At 60.3% G+C, this 19163-nt stretch carries 12 protein-coding genes; 7 read left to right on the top strand and 5 right to left on the bottom strand.

Features of this window, described 5'->3' with window-relative positions; all coding sequences use genetic code 11:
- Positions 1-144: 144 nt before the first annotated feature.
- On the bottom strand, positions 145-1236 hold the full coding sequence (locus tag H7U37_RS11865; RefSeq protein WP_204875952.1) for a glycerol dehydrogenase: 1092 nt from the start codon (positions 1234-1236) through the stop codon (positions 145-147).
- Positions 1237-1348: 112 nt separating this feature from the next.
- A complete protein-coding gene (locus H7U37_RS11860; RefSeq protein WP_204875950.1) occupies positions 1349-2659 on the bottom strand; it encodes an L-cysteine desulfidase family protein in 1311 nt (436 codons plus the stop codon).
- 142 nt (positions 2660-2801) lie between these two features.
- Here H7U37_RS11860 and H7U37_RS11855 point away from each other — a divergent pair, with 142 nt between their 5' ends.
- Entirely contained in the window at positions 2802-4076 is a 1275-nt protein-coding gene (locus H7U37_RS11855) for an amidohydrolase family protein (RefSeq protein WP_204875949.1), read from the top strand.
- Positions 4077-4080: 4 nt separating this feature from the next.
- Here the strand turns inward: H7U37_RS11855 and H7U37_RS11850 are convergent, their stop codons facing one another.
- The 3 genes from H7U37_RS11850 to H7U37_RS11840 all read right to left on the bottom strand — a co-directional run bounded on the left by H7U37_RS11850 (position 4081) and on the right by H7U37_RS11840 (position 6318).
- Positions 4081-4431 carry a winged helix-turn-helix domain-containing protein gene (locus H7U37_RS11850; RefSeq protein ID WP_204875945.1) on the bottom strand — a complete coding sequence of 117 codons (351 nt, stop codon included), beginning with the start codon at positions 4429-4431 and terminating at the stop codon, positions 4081-4083.
- 114 nt (positions 4432-4545) lie between these two features.
- Positions 4546-5901, bottom strand: a complete 1356-nt coding sequence (locus H7U37_RS11845; RefSeq protein ID WP_204875944.1) for a DUF4234 domain-containing protein — start codon at positions 5899-5901, stop codon at positions 4546-4548.
- A 15-nt stretch (positions 5902-5916) separates the two neighbouring features.
- Positions 5917-6318 (bottom strand): DUF2752 domain-containing protein, encoded by a 402-nt coding sequence (locus tag H7U37_RS11840; RefSeq protein ID WP_204875943.1) that lies wholly within the window; start codon positions 6316-6318, stop codon positions 5917-5919.
- A 198-nt stretch (positions 6319-6516) separates the two neighbouring features.
- Between H7U37_RS11840 and H7U37_RS11835 the strand changes: the two genes are divergently transcribed.
- The 6 genes from H7U37_RS11835 to H7U37_RS11810 form a co-directional block, all read left to right on the top strand.
- Positions 6517-7176 (top strand): methionine synthase, encoded by a 660-nt coding sequence (locus H7U37_RS11835; protein WP_204875942.1) that lies wholly within the window; start codon positions 6517-6519, stop codon positions 7174-7176.
- The gene (locus tag H7U37_RS11830; protein WP_204875941.1) at positions 7166-9523 is read left to right on the top strand and encodes a homocysteine S-methyltransferase family protein; all 2358 of its coding nucleotides are present in this window, start codon (positions 7166-7168) and stop codon (positions 9521-9523) included. The genes H7U37_RS11835 and H7U37_RS11830 overlap by 11 nt, the downstream gene beginning before the upstream one ends.
- Positions 9524-9525: 2 nt before the next feature.
- Complete coding sequence (locus H7U37_RS11825) at positions 9526-11298, top strand: bifunctional homocysteine S-methyltransferase/methylenetetrahydrofolate reductase (protein WP_207752005.1); 1773 nt, start codon at positions 9526-9528, stop codon at positions 11296-11298.
- 275 nt (positions 11299-11573) lie between these two features.
- A complete protein-coding gene (locus tag H7U37_RS11820) occupies positions 11574-13562 on the top strand; it encodes a VWA domain-containing protein (RefSeq protein ID WP_204875940.1) in 1989 nt (662 codons plus the stop codon).
- 308 nt (positions 13563-13870) lie between these two features.
- A complete protein-coding gene (locus tag H7U37_RS11815) occupies positions 13871-16336 on the top strand; it encodes a tubulin-like doman-containing protein (protein ID WP_204875939.1) in 2466 nt (821 codons plus the stop codon).
- A 1356-nt stretch (positions 16337-17692) separates the two neighbouring features.
- The coding region (locus tag H7U37_RS11810) for a tubulin-like doman-containing protein (protein WP_204875938.1) at positions 17693-19163 on the top strand (1471 nt) is incomplete at its 3' end.

The following is a 19163-nucleotide window of genomic DNA, read 5'->3' as shown; positions in this document are numbered from 1 at the left end:
TTTAAATTCTGGTGTGTATCGTTTGTTTGGTATCCCTTTTGGCATAATAAAGCACCCCACTTGTTATTCAGTATACCATACTGTCTAACAAATGGGGTGCAGTTCATTTCGTTCTGATCCCGCTGCTTTTATTCTTTGTATCCTTTATTTATACTGGCAGCCCAGCTGGTCGGCGGCCACGATGGCGGCGTAGACGCCCTCGGGGGTGACGGGGAAGGGCATATTGTGCAGGGTGTCGCCGTCGGCGCAGGCCAGCTTGGCCACTTCCATGAGCTGCTCCTCGGTGGCGTCGGCGATGTCCAGGTCGGCCAGGGTGGTGGGCAGGCCCACAGTGGCGCAGAAGTCCAGTACCTCGGCCAGCTCCTCGGTGGAGGCGTTCTCCAGCACCAGCTGGACCAGGGTGCCGAAGGCCACCTTCTCGCCGTGGTAGAAGGCATGGGTGGCGGGCAGGGCGGTGAGGCCGTTGTGGATGGCGTGGGCGCCGGCCAGGCCGCCGGACTCAAAGCCCACGCCGGACAGGTAGGTGTTGGCCTCGATGATGTTCTCCACCGCCTTGGTGCACACCTTGCGCTCCACCGCCAGCTTGGCCTTCAGGCCGTCGGACAGCAGGGTCTCATAGCACAGGCGGGCCAGCTGCATGGCGGCCAGGGTGATGGTGCCGCCCACGCAGTTGCCGGCGTTGGAGTCCCGGCAGGCCCGGGCCTCGAAATAGGTGGCCAGAGCGTCGCCCATGCCGGAGACCAGCAGACGGGCGGGCGCGGCGGCCACGATCTCGGTGTCCACCAGCACCATATTGGGGTTGGCGGGCAGGAAGAGGTATTTTTCAAAAACGCCGTCGTCGGTGTAGATGACCGACAGGGCGGAGCAGGGGGCGTCGGTGGAGGCGATGGTGGGCACGATGACCACGGGGACCTTGGAATAGTATGCGGCGGCCTTGGCGGTGTCGTGGATCTTGCCGCCGCCGATGCCCACGATCAGGTCGCAGCCGGAGGCGTCAAAGGCGGCCTTGATGCGGTTGATCTCGGTCATGCAGCACTCGCCGTTAAAGACTTCATAGACGGCTTTGGCGTCGGAGCCCTCCAGGCTCTTGGCGATCTTGCCCTCTACCCGGCCGCGGCCGGAGGGACTGGTGAGAATGAAAAGGTTTTTGCCCAGCAGCGCCACATGCTCCCGCAGGTGGGACAGCTCCCCGGCACCCTGTACATAACGGGAAGGACTTCCGATAATCTTGGCCATAATCAACACAGCTCCTTTCAGTTGACCGTGCGCGGCACGGCCTTAGCCTCTCTATTATACCGGAGCATTGCTTATTTTGCAGTGCAATTTTATGAATTTTCTATGTATTTTTTCAACATCCGGCCGCATCCGCCTGGCTGCCCAGGCCCTCCAGCATCAGCTCCACGATCTTCCGGTCGGTCTCCTTCATGCCCTCCCGGGCCAGGGCGCCCACGTTGCGGATGGTGTTGTCCACCCCCCGGATGACGATGCCCTCGCCGCCCCAGAACTGGTGTCCCTTCCGGTACATGTGGTAGCCCAGCAGGCCGCTCTCCACCGCCATGGCGATCTTCCCCGCGCAGGAGGCTTTCGCGCCGTCGCACACGATGCCGGCCGCCATGGCCAGGCCGTTGACCACCGTATGGGCCACCGCGTCATAGCCGCCGCCGTCCAGCCAGGCTATGGCCCCCGCCGCGGCACAGCCGGCGCTCACCGCCCCGCAGTAGGCGGACAGCACCCCGATATAGGCCTTTTGATGGACGGTCAGCAGGTCGGAGAGAGCCAGGGCCCGCAGCAGCCGCTCCTCGCCGTATCCCTTCTCCCGGGCGTACACCGCCACCGGCACCGAGGCGGTGATCCCCTGGTTGCCGCTGCCCGACACGATCACCACCGGCAGGCCACAGCCGCTCATCCGGGCGTCGGAGCCGGCGGCGGCCATGGCCCGGGCCTTTCTGTCCGCTCCGCCGCCGCTCTCCATCAGCGTGGCGCCCACGCCGGCGCCGTATTCGCCCCTCAACCCTTCCTCGGCAATGGCCATATTATAGGAGAGCTGCCGCTCCAGCAGAGGGCGCACGTCCTCCAGCGCCACACACTGGGCAAAGTCCACGATGTCCGCCACATTCAAAAGGCTCCGGTCGGCCTTGCCGTCCTGCCGGGCTGTGGCGGCTTCGGACCGCCGGTCCACCAGCACCCTATCGTTCCGGGCCAGGTAGACCAGGTTGGTGTGCTCGCCGGTGATCCGCGCCACCGCCCGGTCCGTCCCGGCTGCCGCTTCCAGCTCCATATCCAGGGGCGCGGGGCTCTCCAGCTTCTCCACCCGGATGGGAACGGCCCGCAGGAAGGCCCGGATGGTCTCATGCTGCTCCTCCCTGACCTGGCTGAGCACCTCCAGCATGGCGTCGGCGTCGCCCACCGAGGCCCCCGCCGCCACCGAGGCCTCAATGCCCCGCAGTCCGCCGGTGTTGGGTACCACCACGCTTTTTACGTTCTTCATCAGGTTTCCGCTCACCGCCACCCGCAGCCTCTCCGGCGTGCCGCCCAGGGTGCGGCACACCTTGGCCGCCGCCCAAGCCAGCGCCACCGGCTCGGTACAGCCCATGGCCGGCTGAAGCTCTTCCTCCAAAATACGGACATAGGTCCGGTAAATCAAATCGTTTCGATCCATTCCACTGCCTCCTGACGCAAAGTTCGACCTCATTTTACCATTCCTTTGTCCCCCTGACAATCCCAAAGGGCACTTGCGGCGGGCAGATATGGGCATTATAATGGTGAGAGAAGCACCAACCTCAGCTTTTAAGGAGGTATTTATGGAAAGGACCCGCTTTGTCCTCAAGGGGGACATCGCTTACAGCCTGGATCCCACTACCATCCGCACCGTATCCGACGGATATCTGGTCTGTCTGGACGGCAAATCCGCCGGCGTATTTGACGCCCTGCCGGAGCAGTACGCAGCCCTTCCCCTTCTGGACTATACCGGCCGGCTCATTCTGCCCGGCCTGGTGGACCTCCACGTCCACGCCCCCCAGTACACCTACCGGGCCTTAGGCATGGATCTGGAGCTGCTGGAGTGGCTGGAGACCAACACCTTCCCGGAAGAGCGGCGCTTTGCCGACCTGGACTACGCCGCCCGGTCTTACGGCAAATTCGTGGACGATCTGGTCCACAGCCCCAACACCCGCGCGTGCATCTTCGCCACCTGCCACACCGACGCCACTCTGCTCCTCATGGACCTGCTGGACCAATCCGGTCTGGTGACCATGGTGGGGCGGGTGAATATGGACCGCAACTGCTCGGACATCATCCGGGAGGAGAGCGCGGACTTTTCCCTCTCGGAAACCCGGCGCTGGGTGGAAAACGCCCACTTTGCCCATTCCACGCCCATCTTTACGCCCCGGTTTGTCCCCACCTGCTCCGACGAGGTGCTGGCCGGTCTGGGCCGGCTCCAGCGGGAGACCGGGCTGCCGGTCCAGAGCCACCTCTCGGAAAACTTTGGGGAGATCGCCTGGGTAAAGGAGCTTTGTCCCTGGTCGGCCTTCTACGGCGACGTTTACGACCGCTTCGGTCTCTTCGGCGGCGAGGGCTGTCCCACGATCATGGCTCATTGCGTCCACTCCACCCCGGAGGAGACAGCGCGTATGGCCCAAAAGGGCGTGTTCATCGCCCACTGCCCCCAGTCCAACACCAACATTGCCTCCGGCATCGCGCCGGTGCGCCGCTATCTGGACCTGGGCATCCCCATGGGCCTGGGCAGCGACGTGGCGGGCGGCGCCATCCTGTCCATCTTCCGGGCCATGGCCGACGCCGTCCAGGTGTCCAAGCTCCGCTGGCGGCTGGTGGACCAGGGCCTAAAACCCCTCAGCGCCGCCGAGGCCTTCTGGCTGGGCACCGCGGGGGGCGGCGCCTTCTTCGGCCAGGTGGGCTCCTTCGCGCCGGGCTATGAGCTGGACGCCATCGTGGTGGACGACAGCCGTCTGGCCACCGTCCGGCCCTTCACCGTGGAGGAACGGCTGGAGCGGTGCATCTACCTCTCGGAGGATCGGGACATTACGGCCAAGTTCTGCCAGGGCCGGCAGCTGTTCTGAGTTTTTACACCGTATCGTCAAAATACTGCCGCGCCAGCTGATCCAGCATGGTTTCGGCCTCTGCCTCAAAGGCCCGGTAGCGGGACAGGAGCCGCCGTCCCTCCTCTGTCAGGGACGCGCCTCCGCCGCCAGCTCCGCCGCTGTGGCGGTGGAGGAGGGGATAGCCCAAATGCGCCTCGCAGCTGTGGAGCACGCTCCAGGCCTTGTTGTAGCTCATGCCCATCCGCCGGGCGCTGCTGCGCAGGGAGCCCAACTCCTCCACCCCCTCCAGCAGCCGGGCGATCCCCGGTCCAAAGGCCTTTTCTCCCCGGCGAAAAATCCGCAATCCCGCCTGTATCCGCAGCGGTTCATACATGGTCCGCACCTCCTGGCGTTTTGTTCAGTGTATCATGCCGGGCCCCTTTCCCGCAACGCAAACAACAGCGCGCCCCCAAAACGGAGAAACCGTTTCGGGGGCGCGTTTCCTTTTTTACAGTCCGTGGGCGTAGTTATAGCCGTTACAAATGGCGTTGGTGTTTTTGATGAGGATGTACATGCCGAAATAGGGGCCCAGTCCGCACAGGAACAGGCCCAGGACCATCCAGAGGAGCACCGTGGTGCCGTTTTCCTGGAAGCTCATGCCATACCGGGGGGCGTTGGCCGCCAGGCGGTTGCCCAGGGCGTAATACCAATAGAAGGCGTAAATGCCGCAGGTCACCAGACTCAGCAGGATGAAGCCCAGCAGGCCCTCGGTCTTTTGACCGTCGCCGTCACAGGCGGTATTCACATCCCGTGCCATGCAGTAGATAAAGTAGTAGGCATAAATGCCGCAGGTCACCAGGCTCAGCAGGATATACAGCAGCAGGCTGCGGTTGGTGTCCAGACGGCGGGGGCCGTAATAGGGCTGACCGCCGTTGTTGGGAACGCCGTTGGGATTGGGATTATGATAGTTAGGCGCGCCGCCGGGGGCTTTGTTGCTCTTCACCGACAGATTGCGGCAGGCCTCGGCCACCGCGGCGGTCATCTCCCGAAACGCGGCGGACAGGTTGTGGAAATCCACTGTGGCAAAGGGAGCCTCGCCCATCACATAGAGCAGGGCATAGAGGACGCCCACACAGACCGCGGCGCCTGCCACCGGAATCAGGATGCTCACCACGGTGATCTGGTGGAACAGAGCCACCATTAAAAACTGGATCACCGACAGCAGCGCCGCCAACGCGCCGCCCACAGCCACGCCCAGCAGCAGGGCGTCGGAATTTTCCTTCGTCCGCTTAAAGGCGATCAGCACCAACACCAGGCACATCCACAAATAGGCGATAAAGGTCAGAACGCCCAGGATGCAGGACCAGATATTGTAGACGGAATAGAAGTCGATATAGTAGAAAACCGACTCTATGGTATAGAAAAAGGTGCGGATGGCGGCAAAAATACGCGTACCGGCGTTGATGAGATAAAGCACCGCGCAGATCACCGCGAAGATTTTCAGGCCGATTTCCAGACCGCTGCCCGGCCCGGCCGGCGGGTGGAAGTTTCCGCCGTTGTTGGGTCCGCCTCCAAAACCGTTGGCGTTTCCGCTGCTGTTAGGCGCGCCGCCGAACCCGTTGGCATTTCCGTTGCTGTTGGGCCCGCCGCCAAAATCGTTGGCATTTCCGTTGCCGCTGGGTCCGCCGCCGAACCCGTTGGCATTCCAGTTGCTGTTAGGCCCGCCGCCAAAATCGTTGGCATTTCCGCTGCCGCTGGGTCCGCCGCCACCGGACGGCGGCGCGTTGTCGTGCTGTTTGGCGCCGCAGTAATTACAGAAACGGGCGCTTGACTCGATTTCCTTCCCGCAATGCCAGCAAAACATATACATTCCCCCTTTTTAAGTCCCGTGCGCTCCAAACAGCCAGGAAAGGATGCGGTAAATCAGTCCCTCCCGGGGCGCAAAAACCACAACCGTGTCCTCCGGCTGAAAGAGCCGCACCAGATAAACGATGAAAAACAGGGCGCACACCACCCACAACGCAGCGCGCACCACCTGTCTTGGCAGCCGGCGACGAAAGAAAAACACCAGAGCCGCCGGAACCGGCAGCCAAAAAAGCGGATGGTAGGAAAATGCCGCCGCCACATCCAGTCGGAACAGCGAAAGCCACGCCCGGGACATCCCGCATCCCGCGCAGGATATCCCCGTTAAAAAACGAATGGGACAGGTCACGCCGGCCAGCTCGATCAGCGCATAAAAGCCGGCGATCACGGCCCACCCCCGCATATCTTTCTTATTCATCGCAGGAATCACCGCTCCCATTCTACCATAGACGGTGCTCCTGTCAACCTTTGGCGCGGAAATTTTCAAAATCTTATGATTTTCTTCTTTTTTCCATAAAGAAAAAGGAGACTGTACATTTTAGGGAAAAAACGGTATGATAAGGGATGTCAAACGACCTCGTCAACAGAACTTTGACGGGGAAAAGGGAGGTTTTGTGTGGAACTGAATCTTCAGGAGGCGCTGCGCTATCTGGGCGGCGGCGACCGTCCCCCGGAAACCCTCCGCCGGCTGGCGGAGCCTGTGGCCCAGCGCCTCACCGCCGCCATACGGCCCCGGTACTGCTACCGGGTCTTTCCGCTGACCCGGCAGGCGGAAGGCTACGTACTGGAGGGGACCGGCGTGACTTTGCGCGGCCAGACCGCCCGCACCATGCTCTCCGACTGCCGCCAGGCCGCGTTGCTGGCCTGCACGCTGGGCGCTCCCTTTGACGCCATGCTGCGCACCGAACAGGCCCGGGATATGGCCCAGGCCGTCCTGCTGGACGCCTGTGGCAGCGCCTGGGTGGAGGCCGGCTGCGACCAGGCGGAGTCGGAATTGCAGGGGCTTCTGCCCGCGCTCTATCTGACCGACCGCTTCAGTCCCGGCTATGGAGACCTTCCCCTGTCGCTCCAGCCCGCGCTGTGCGCCGCGCTGGACGCCGGCCGGCGGCTGGGCCTCTCCGTCACCTCCAGCCTGCTGCTCAACCCCGCCAAATCGGTGACTGCCATCGTCGGCCTCTCGCACCGGCCCCAGATGGCCCGGGTCCGCGGCTGCGCCCACTGTACTCTGCGAGAAACCTGCGCCCTGCGCAAGGGAGGAAAACACTGTGCACTCTGATGTTTGGAAAAATACCCTCGTCTTTCTGGACGGCGCCACCGGCACCGTCCTCCAACAGCGGGGTCTGCCCCCCGGCGGGCAGCCCGAGCTTTTGAATCTCACCCGGCCCGACCTCATCCGCTCGGTCCACGCGGACTATGTGGCGGCGGGCAGCCAGATCATCTACGCTAACACCTTCGGGGCCAACCGACATAAGCTGGCCGCCTCCGGGCATTCGGTGGCCGAGGTGGTCTCCGCCGGCGTGCGCATCGCCAAAGAGGCCGCCGGTCCCGCCGTCCGGGTGGCGCTGGACATAGGCCCCCTGGGGGAACTGCTGGAGCCCATGGGCTCCCTCTCCTTTGAGGATGCCTACGACCTCTTCCGGGAGGTGGCGGAGGCTGGCGCGGCGGCCGGAGCCGATCTGGCCGTCATCGAGACCATGACCGACCTTTACGAGACCAAGGCGGCTCTGCTGGCGGTGAAGGAAAACACCTCCCTCCCCGTCTTTGTCACCATGTCCTTTGAGGAGAACGGACGGACCTTTACCGGCTGCACCGTGGCCTCCATGGCCCGCACTCTGGAGGGACTGGGGGCCGACGCCATCGGTCTCAACTGCTCTCTGGGTCCTGATCTTCTCCTCCCCCTGTTTCGGGAGCTGTGTGCAAGCACCACCCTTCCGGTCATCGCCAAGCCCAACGCCGGCCTTCCCGACCCGGTGGACGGACATTACCATATGGACCCGGAGACCTTCGCCGCCGCCATGCGCCCCTGTCTGGACGCGGGCGTCACCCTCTTCGGCGGCTGCTGCGGCACCACCCCCGACTACATCCGGGCCGTCCGGGCCGCGTTGGACGGTCTGAAACCGGTCCAACGCCCTTATCATCCCGTCGCCTTTGTATGTACGCCGGTCCAGCCCTGCGCCATCGACGGGGTGCGGGTCATCGGTGAGCGCATCAATCCCACCGGCAAGAAACGCTTCCAGCAGGCCCTGCTGGAACAGGATCTGGACTACATCGCCCAGGTGGGACTGGCCCAGGTGGATGCCGGAGCCGATATTTTGGACGTCAACGTGGGCTTTCCCGGGGTGGACGAGGTGGAGATGCTGCCCAAGGTGGTCAAAAAGCTGCAAAGCGTCCTCTCCGTCCCTCTCCAGCTGGACTCCTCCAACCCCGACGCCCTGGCCGCCGGCCTGCGGGTCTTTAACGGCAAGGCGGCGGTCAATTCGGTCAACGGCGACCCCCAGGTGCTCTCCCGCATCCTGCCGGTGGTCAAGCGCTATGGCGCGGCGGTGGTGGGCCTCACCCTGGACGAGGAAGGCATTCCCCAGACCGCCGAGGCCCGGGTGACCATCGCCAGGCGCATTCTGGACGCCGCCCGCTCCTACGGCGTCCCCAAGGAGGATGTATGGATCGACTGTCTCACCCTCACCGTCTCCGCCCAGCAGGAGCAGGCTGTCGAGACGCTCAGAGCGGTACGGGCCGTCCGGGAGGAGCTGGGGCTCCAGACCGTGCTGGGGGTGTCCAACATCTCCTTCGGCCTGCCCAACCGGGCGCTGGTGACCCATACCTTCCTGGTGCAGGCCATGACCGCCGGTCTGACCCTCCCCATTCTCAACCCCAACCAGCGGGAGATGATGGACGCGGTGGCCGCCTTCCGGGTCCTCACCGGCGAGGACCAGGGGGCGGGCCGGTATGTGGCGCGCTTTGCCCAGCAGGACAGCCCCTCCCTCCCCACATCCGCGCCCCAGAAACTGACCCTGGAGGAGGCCATTTGCCGCGGCCTGGGCGCTGAGGCCGCCGCGCTGGCCAAGGCGGCGCTGGAGACCGAAAGCGAGCTCTCCCTGGTGGAGGGACACCTTATCCCCGCCCTGGATCAGGTGGGGGAGGGATATGAGGCCGGACGGGTCTTTTTGCCTCAGCTGCTCTCCGCCGCCCAGGCGGCCCAGGCCGTCTTTGAGGTGGTGAAGGAGTCCATCTCCCGCACCGGCGGCGCGCCGGTGAAAAAGGGCGCGCTGGCCGTGGCCACCGTCCGGGGGGACATTCACGACATCGGGAAGAACATTGTAAAAACCGTACTAGAAAATTACGGCTACGACGTATTGGATCTGGGCCGCGACGTAAAGCCGGAGGTCATCCTGGAGGCCGTCAAGGATCGGGACCTCCATCTGGTGGGGCTCTCCGCCCTTATGACCACCACCCTCCCCGCCATGGAGGAAACCATCGCCCTTCTTCACACGCTGCCCCGGCCGCCTGTGATCTTTGTGGGAGGCGCGGTGGTGACCCCCGAATACGCCCGCACCATGGGCGCCGACTTTTACGCCAAGGACGCCCGCCAGTCGGTGGACATTGCCAGAAAGGTATTGGGATAATCATGGACATCAGAACCTGTTTGGCCCAAAAGCGCCCCTTCCTCTTCGACGGCGCCATGGGCACCTGGTACGCCGCCCAGCCGGGCCACAGCGGTCAGCGCTGTGAGATGGCCAACGCGGCGCATCCGTGGGACATTTTGGACATTCACCGGGCCTATCTGAAGGCCGGCTGTCAGGCGATCAAAACAAACACCTTTTCGGTGGGGGCCGATCTGGCCCGAGGCGACGAGGACCTGGCCCGGCGGCTGGTCCGGGCGGGCTGCGCCGTGGCGCTGGACGCCGTCTCCGGCTTTGATGCCCTGGTCTTTGCCGATCTGGGCCCCATTCCCGGCGACCTGCCCAACACCGGCGACCTCTACTGCCGGCAGGCCGACTGGTTTTTGCAGGCCGGCATCACTCATTTTCTCCTGGAAACCCTGCCGGACGACAGGGGCGTGGTCCAGCTGGCCGCCCACCTGAACGAGCAGGCGCCCGATGCCTTCCTGCTGGTCTCCTTCGCGGTGGACGCGTCCGGTGTGACCCGCAGCGGACGGCAGGGCCGGGACCTGCTCTCCGCCGTGGCCGAGCTGCCCGGCGTGGACGCCGTGGGCTGCAACTGTGTGTGCGGGCCCCATCACCTGCTGGCCTACCTGCGCACCCTGCCGCCGCTGCCCTGTCCGGTTTCGATCATGCCCAATGCCGGCTATCCCACCGTACTGGGCCGGCGCACCTTCTTCCAGGGTCAGCCGGACTACTTCGCCCAGCAGCTGGTCCAGATGACCCGGAGCGGCGCGGCCATTGTGGGCGGCTGCTGCGGCACCACCCCGGACCACATCGCCGCCGCCGCGCAAGCCCTGGCCCAGCCGGTGGAGACGACCTCCCCGGCGGCGGCCCCCGGCGCGGAGCCCAAACGAATCCCCCAGCCCAATCCCCTGTGGGACAAGTTTCAGTCCGGAAAGCGGGTGGTGGCGGTGGAGCTGGACCCGCCGGCCGACGACGACCTCTCCTTCTTTGTCAAGGGCGTGGCCGAACTCCACGACGCCGGCGCAGACGTGGTGACCATTGCCGACTGCCCGGTGGGACGGCCCCGGGCGGACAGCAGCCTGCTGGCCTGCAAGGTCCGGCGGGAGCTGGGGGTGGAGCCGCTGCCCCACATGGCCTGCCGGGACCGGAATCTGAACGCCACCAAGGCGCTGCTGCTGGGCCTGTCCATGGAGGGAATCCATAACGTGCTGCTGGTCACCGGCGACCCGGTGCCCACCGAGGACCGCTCGGAGGTCAAGAGCGTCTTTAACTTCAACTCCCGCAAGCTGGCCCGCTATGTCTCGGGACTCAACCAGCAGCTGACCACACCCTTCCGCATGTTTGGGGCGCTCAACGTCAACGCCCGCAATTTTGACGTGCAGCTCCGCCTGGCTCAGGAAAAGGAGGCGTGCGGCATGTCCGGTTTCCTCACCCAGCCGGTCCTCTCTCCGGAGGCCCTGGAAAATCTGAAAAAAGCCCGGGCTGTCCTCAAGGGCAAGCTGTTGGGCGGCATCTTCCCGGTGGTGAGCCACCGTAATGCTTGCTTCCTCAACAACGAAATCGCCGGCATCCACGTCTGCGACGAGATCGTCTCCCGCTACGAGGGAAAGGATCGGGAAGCGGCGGAAGATCTGGCCGTGGCCATCTCGGCCCGCATCGCCGGCGAAATGGCTCCCTATACCGACGGCTTCTATCTCATGACCCCCTTCCGCCGGGTGTCCCTCATGAAGCGCATTCTGGAAAAAATGCGGGAGGACGGGCTTTTGGCGTGATTTTCTTCCCCACTTTCCGTTTTTTCTGGTAGAGAATTCGCCTATTAAGGCGAAAAATGGGGATTTATGAAATTTTTATTGTCATATTTCCAGTCATACTCTGGTTGTACCCGTATATGCCCAGTATAATTGGACTATATCTGTCGCAAGTAATATGTTGCATTTTCATCCACTTAATATTAAAAATTACAGATTTTTTAGAAGGGATGGTTTGATTTATGAATCATTTGTCAGCTTTGTTCAAACGAGGCCTGCACCTCGCAGCCCCGCTCTTTTTGGTCTGGTGCCTTCTTCTCTGCCAGCCGGTGCTGGCTACCGCTCAAGCGCTCAACAACCAGGATCTGGAACGCTTTAACGTCATGCTGGTGATCGACGGCAGCGGCTCTCTGGTTTACGGTGACAATGCCACCGACGCCAATGGCCTTCGTTACGACGCATTGGACCTCTTTTTAGCCCTGCTCACCAACTCGGGTAACAATGTAGGCGCCATCGTGTTTGATAACGACCCCCAGAATTACCTGCTCAACACCGGTCTCCAGTCTATCACCGGCAAGTCGGATAAAATTTCCCTTTCCGATCAGATCCGCCAGGCCGGCACCCGGGATGACACCGACATCGGTTCCGCCCTCCTCACCGCCGTGGAAACCCTGAACGCCCAGAGCGCTCAGAACGGCATGGAGTCGGTCATCATCCTCTTCAGCGACGGCCGGACCGATCTGGGCGGCGACCAGGAGGCCTATGAGGCCTCCCTGGAAAACAAGGAGACCGCCATCACCACCGCTCAAACCGCCGGTATCCCGGTATACAGCATCTGCCTCAACGCTACTTCGGTGGCAGACCCCGCCGAGCTCCAGGAAATCTCCAGCCGCACCAGCGGCAGTTTTGTGGCCGTCAGTTCTCCCGAGGACCTGACCGGCGCATTTGAGGCCTTTTATAATCTGATTTTCTCCACCTCCAGCAGCGAACGGGTGACCTCCAGCTTCCCCTCCAGCGGCAAGCTCACCTTTAATATCGACGTGCCCACCTACGGAGCGGAGGAAGTGAATATCATCCTGGACACCGACGGCGCGGGACAGGCCCAGCTCACCGCCCCCTCCGGTCCCATGAGCGCCGCGGATATGGAGGATTCCACTATGACCGGCGGCGATTTCAACATCATCAAGCTGGTGGACCCGGAGGTGGGCCGCTGGACCCTGGAGCTCTCCGGCGTTCCCCAGGACAACGTGACCATCAATGTCATTTACAATATTGACACCTCGGCGGTGCTGGCTACCGCCGACGGCGGCTCCGACTATGGCGCCGGCGATACCGTCACCTTGCAGGCCGCCCTCTACCAGAACGGCGTTCCCATCACCGACAGCACCGTTACCAGCGAGTATACCGCCGAACTCACCTTTACCAATATGGCCGACAACAGTACCCAGACCGTGGAAATGAACGCTGGCCCCAATGGCTCCTTTACCTACGATTTCCAGGAAAACGACTTTAACAGCTATTCTGTTCAGGTGGTATTCCGCTATTCCAACATGAGCATCCCCTCCAACACCATTCCGGTAAACTTCGGCAACACCGCACCCGTGGTGGCCTCCGACCAGCAACTGGTGGAGGAATCGGTCATCGTCACCCCGGTCACCGGCCGGGAGCGCACCTTTGACCTGAGCAATTACTTCTCCGATGCCCAGGGCGATCCCATCACCTATTCCGTCGCCTCCTCCCAGCTGGTGGACGGCAGCGTCACCCTCAACGGCAGCAATCTGACCGTCAACACGGCCAAAAGCCGCAGCGGCGATCTGGTCCTGCGGGGCACCGATCCTCAGGGCGCTTACAGCGAGATGACCATCCGCTTCCAGGTCACCAACCTGACGCCCGCCATTTTCTCCGTCATCGTGGCCGCGCTTGTGGCGGTAATCGTTATTGTCTCCATCATTGTTTATAAAAAGACCCACATTCCCTTCCGCGGCTCCATCACAGTCACAAGTGCTACCTCGATGAGCGGCTCAGGACGTTCTCACGCCAATTTTAAGGGTAAAATCAAGCTTCTCTACTTTGCCATCGGCAGCTGCGGCATGGACGCCAAAAAGTGCTGGTTTGTTGCCCAGCCCGGCAACCGGCTGGAATTCCGTTCCCCCGTTCCGGTTTATTGGAATGGTATGCCCACCAAAAAGGTCAATCTGCTCAACGGCAGCACCGAGATTTACGCCGACGAGAACCGCACCCTGGGAATCCGTGTTACTGTAAAATTCGACTACAATATCCGAAAATAAGAAAGGTGTGTTTGATATGCCGTATGAAATGCCTACCATACCCCCTGCACCGCCCGCAGGCGCTCCTAATATGTCTCCCCCGCCCGCGCCTCCGGCCGCCAACGGTCCCGGTATGCCTCCCCCGCCCACGTTCAATCCTACGGCGCTTACCAATATTCCTCCAATCCCCGCTTTTCCCCCGCTCCAGCTGTTCGCCTCTTCCTTCGGCCTGGTCTGGGTCGTGGGCAACGATTATACCCGCGGCTGGAACGGCGTAATGTGGATCTCTCTTACCTAATTTTATTATGATTCGAAAGGAGGCCTTGGCGATGCATGAATCTACGCTGTTCCAAAATGAAAAAAACGTCGCGCCCGATGGTATGACCTGCAGTAGAAAAAAACGTCATGCTGTACTGGCTATCGGTGTCGGAAATACCGGCATAGCCGCGCTGTCTAAGCTTAAGCATAACGTCCATCAAATGTTTATTTCGGATTCTCTGTACGACCACATTCGCTTTCTTGCCATTGGCGCCGATGAAACCTGTATGGTGTCTGAGCACGAATCAATATCCATCGACAAGGCCTCCGAATTCTTTTCTCTTTCCGACACCGATTCTACAACCCCGCTTCTTAAAACGGACGATATCAAAGCGGATCCTACCCTTAGCTGGATGGATATTGATGGCATTTCCGACCGTAAACTCTCCCAATGCCGCCAGGCTGCCCGCTTTCTCTTGATCCGCCATGCGGATTCTCTCAAAAAGAAACTGAAGGCGCTCTGTATCGACATTTTGACTGGCTTGTCCGCCGATCTTTTCCATCCCACTCTGGATATCTACCTTTTTATTGACGTATGTACCTATCCCGGCTCCGGCTGCTTTTTGGATCTTTGCTATATACTGCGCCAGCTCCTGGAGGAAAATGGCTGGGACACGCTGTGCCATATGATGGGTCTGGTCTTTTTGCCGGACGTCAACGGACAGACCGATACCTCCTGCGGCGCATCTCACTATGCCGACGGCTACGCCGCCCTCAAAGAGCTGGACTATCTGATGGATCTGTACCGTTCCAACGACTATTTTTCTCAAAATTATGGCAGCTTTTCGGTCCATACGCAGCAGGCGCCCCTGGACTCCTGCTGTCTGATTTCCTCTCACAGATCAGACAACACTATCTTTCCGGGCGCGCCGGTGGATCCAATCCAGGCAGCCTGCGACTACGTCTCTTCCCTGTTGATGAATACAAAAAACAGCTCCTCCGAAGGCCTGGAGCTGCACAGTTATTTGTCTGCTCTCTCCGCTAATCGAGGCAGTATTTTCCATTTCCACGGCGCTAATTATGTCTACCATGTGATTGGTTCCGCCAAGGCCGTATTTCCGTATTCCGACGTGCTCTCTTATCTTTCCGCCAAATTCCAGCAGCGTTTTGCAGTCATGTGCAACCCCGCCGCAGTATTGCTTACGGAAAAAACCGCTAAGGCTTGGCAAACCAGTGTCGGAATAACGGCTGAACAGCTTTACTCACGGCTGAGCAAAGGCCATGCTTCTCTTGTTCTGCCAACGGTCGAACATTGCGCCCTGCTTGACTGCGGACCTTTTTCAGACGACAACGCCCCCCATCCCTGGGCGGTCGCAGGCGATCTGTGGATGGCACAGTGCAAGGAGCGGCGGGCGCGCATCCTGACCGCTCTCACCGCGCCGCTCTCCACACAGAATTTGGATCAGGTCCCGGCAGACGCTTTGCTGAAACAGATTTTTCTCAGCCTTCACAGCAAATGCGCAGATCCAAAATATGGTCCTTATTATGCCGCTGCTCTTTTGACAGATCCCCAATACGGCTTGCTTTCCGCTTTGTCCAAGACCATTTCCGTTGTGGAACGCAAGCAGGGCGGTGAGGTCAAGTCCGCAGATGTTGGCCAGCGCAGCAGCGCATTTATCCGCTCTCCCGGCAAAAACAGCTATCTCGCCTATCAAGAAAGCGTCAAAAATCTGTATCTCTCACGAAATCGCCATGCCGAGTACGCAGATCTCCTTACCGTTCTGCAGTCGCTGCAGGAAGGCGTCTCTCAGCTGTATGAATGCTATCTTCTGCCCATTCTTCGGCTTTTGGAGAACTGGCAGGAAGTATGTGAGGCAAACCTCCGTTTTTTGGAGGAGGAACCGCCTTTATCCCTGCCGTATGTTCAGCATCTGGTGCGCGTCAAGGATCTGCGGCCTGAACTGGATAAAATGGTAGAAAACCTTCCTACAGATGCCTTTGACGGCCTTCTCCGCTATCTTCTTGGCGCATGGGACTCGCATCAGATAAACGACCACACACAGTCCGATCTGTTCATCGACCGCTATATGCAGTCCGTCTTTGAGCCTCGTATTTGGGGCTCTCTGGAGGCGGTCCTCTCCATGAGAAATTTTATGGCTGGCTCCAGCCAACAGCAACTGTCGGGACGGACTGTTTGGGATATTGCGGACACGCTTTGCCGTTTTTCCAAGCCTCTTTTCTGGTATAATCCCGCATCCTTCTCTCTGTTTGGTTTCACAGAAACCTATCCGCAGCATCACATCTTTCCAAGCCTCTTTTCTGGTATAATCCCGCATCCTTCTCTCTGTTTGGTTTCACAGAAACCTATCCGCAGCATCACATCTTCATACCGGAAGGCTCCGACGTCTTGTCAGATGCCTTCGATTCCTTCCACCGGTCCAACTTTGATTATCAGATCGATTATAGCGACGATCCATGGAGCATCTCCGTCCACCAGATTTTTTTCTCCATACCGCTCTATGCCTATCAGGGATTAGCAGAATATAAGGCGTTGTATGATAAAGCGGACCGTACCGGACTCCACCTTTATGCCCGTACCGGGCGCGGGACGGACCATTCGGGAGATGTGGATTGGCGCTCCTTCCTCCCGGAGCCTGTCCCCTATTCCTGTAATCCAGAATTTTATCCCGATGGAAAGGACATTTTGGCGCTTTATACGCGCGCAGAAGAATCCGGTCTCTTTTCTGCCCTGGAAAACGGCGGTTATCAGTTCCATATCACAGCTCCGCTGCCGCTTCCCGCCTATCGGGTCTATGATTTTATTGAGGACGGCGTTTTTCAGAAGCAAGCGCTGGAGCAGTGCCACGACGCGCTGTGCCAGGCCGAGCAGAAGCTCCTGACCTGTCCCACCATTGAGCGTACCTATCTTCTCTCCCTGAATGCTGGCGGTCCCTGCCGTACGGAAGCGCGGATAGACCGCATCCGCAAGGATCTTTTCCTCTCCTCGCCCAGGATCCAGCAGGCCGTCCAGGCAGAGCTGGAAAAGCGCGACCTTCTTCGACAGAGCATTGATTCCCTCAATGCCATCAAAGAGGACTGCGCCCAATATGAGGATGATCTCATAATGTTCGCCGATCTGCTTCTCTACGGCATCCTCTCCTGTACGGACGCCACAGGCAAACCCCTTTATTACGCCGGCAGCGGCATCTCCGTTTGCCCAACAATCTGCGGCATTTCTTACGCTTATATCACACAAAATGGTACAAATCGCCGGTATGTCCTCTCCCAGAAGGGTCGTTTGGACATGAAGTATGCCGACCGTTATCCGATCTATCAAGCTTTTTTGACCTATCGTGCCCTGTCTCTGGAAAGTCAGCCCCGCAATGGGATGGAGGAGGCACTCCGAACGCGGAAAATACCCCTTGTCAGGAAGGGAGACAACGTGATCGGCTGTATGCTGGGCCGCCAGTGGGACGAAACGTCCCTCGCTGCCCTTCGGCAAGAACTGTCGGACTCCACTTTGGAGGAACGCTGCGACTTGCTCCGCTTCCATTCCGGGCTTGTCGCCTGTATCCAAGACTTCCGCGCAAAATTCCGCCCCGAGGATTGGACAGATTTTTCCTCTGTCTCTCCCAAGTTTTGTCAGCCTAAAACATGGCTTCTTCATGACGGGACCCGTTACCTCTATCTTTATGAAGGGCTTGACCCTCGTCAGGGCTGGGACCCGGAAGCCGGTGAGTGGGTGCCTATTGCCGCAGGCATGTATCTCTGGGAACCTATTCAGTGCTGTTGGCACGTTTTGACGGATGACAAAGGTTACCTCTCCTTTTCTCCCTTTGCATGAATACCGCTTTCCCTATTGCGTCCATTCACATATACAGGGGTGAATGTCTATGTATGAATCTCTGCTTTTCCGATATGGAGGCGGTATCCTTCCATCCTCCCAGCTAGGCAAACAGTATGGGGGCGCGGCGACGGTGGCCATCGGCATCGGCGGTACCGGTATCGCCGCCCTGGCCGAGCTCAAGCGCAAGGTCTATCAGCATCTGGAACCCGATAACCCCGGCGATCCTGTCCCACGCTACGACCACATCCAGTTCCTGGCCATCGACTCCGACGAGACGGAGATCGACGGTATGCGCGGCAAAGCCCGGCTCAACAAGGGGTCCGAGTTTTTCTCCATCTCTAATCCTCATCTGAGGGCGGCGTTGAGCGGTAAGGACGTCATCAAAAACAATCCCACCCTCAACTGGATGGAGATCGACCGGATCGCCGCTCTGCTCAATACGGTCCCCACAGGCGTCCGCCAGATCGGCCGTTACCTGCTTTTCCGGAAAGCAGCCTCCCTTAAGGACACGCTTAGGGAAAAATGTACCGCTGCCCTCAACGGCCTGCATTCGACCCACCTGAATATCTATATTTTTGCCGGACTCTCCGGCAGCACCGGCTCCGGCTGCTTTCTGGACGTCTGCTATATCGTCCGCAATATGCTTGAGGAATGCGGCTGGGCCTCTTCGGGCAGCATCTTTGGCTTCTTTTTCCTGCCTGATGTGGTGACCAGCAAGCCGGAGGTGGCCGCCGTCTCCTCCTGCGTTGGCTTCAATTACGCCAACGGCTACGCCGCCCTCAAAGAGCTGGACTACCACATGGATCTGAAACGAGTCCACGACCGTTTTTCCCAGAATTACGGTCCGTTTTCAGTGGATACCCAGGAGCCGCCGGTGGATCTGTGTTATCTGATCTCCGCCGCCAAGCCGGACGGCAGTCTCCCGCCCGACGGCTTCCGCTATGCCACCCATCTGGCTACCGATTATGTGATAGCTTACCTGTTAGATGCTCCGCTTTGGTGGGACGAGCCAGAGTCCATCATACACCGCATACTAACGACCTGTATACGCGCTCCGGAAAGTTTATCCGTTGGCCATGGTGCGAACCTCTCTTACCATATACTGGGCGCCGCCAACGCTGAGATTCCCATGATTCAGATTGCCACCTACTTGGCCGCGGGATTTTACCGGCGCTTCCAGAGCTGCGTGGGCCGTGACAAGGTAGTCCTCACCAAGCCCATCGTGGACGAGTGGGTGGAGAAACTGGGCCTTACCACCAATCAGGTATATAACGAGCTGGTGCGCGGCTGTGACACCCTCTTCCTCCCCGAGATTGAGCGCAAAGAACTGGCCGCCTACGGCATCGTTCCAAAGGGTAAGGCGCCCAAGCCCTGGGCCGCTCCGGGCAACGATTGGATCGACCGCTGCTTCGGCAAGCGCGCCCAGAACCGCGCCGCCCTCAACGCCCCGCTGGTCTCCTTTGATTTCGATAAGGTTCCTACCGGCTCTCTGAGTGGCCGTATCTTCCGCAAGCTCT

It is taken from the genome of Pseudoflavonifractor phocaeensis (assembly GCF_016901735.1).
Classification (GTDB): domain Bacteria; phylum Bacillota; class Clostridia; order Oscillospirales; family Oscillospiraceae; genus Pseudoflavonifractor_A.
Note: the sequence above shows the minus strand (reverse complement) of the source record. Positions and strands in the feature narration are given on the sequence as shown.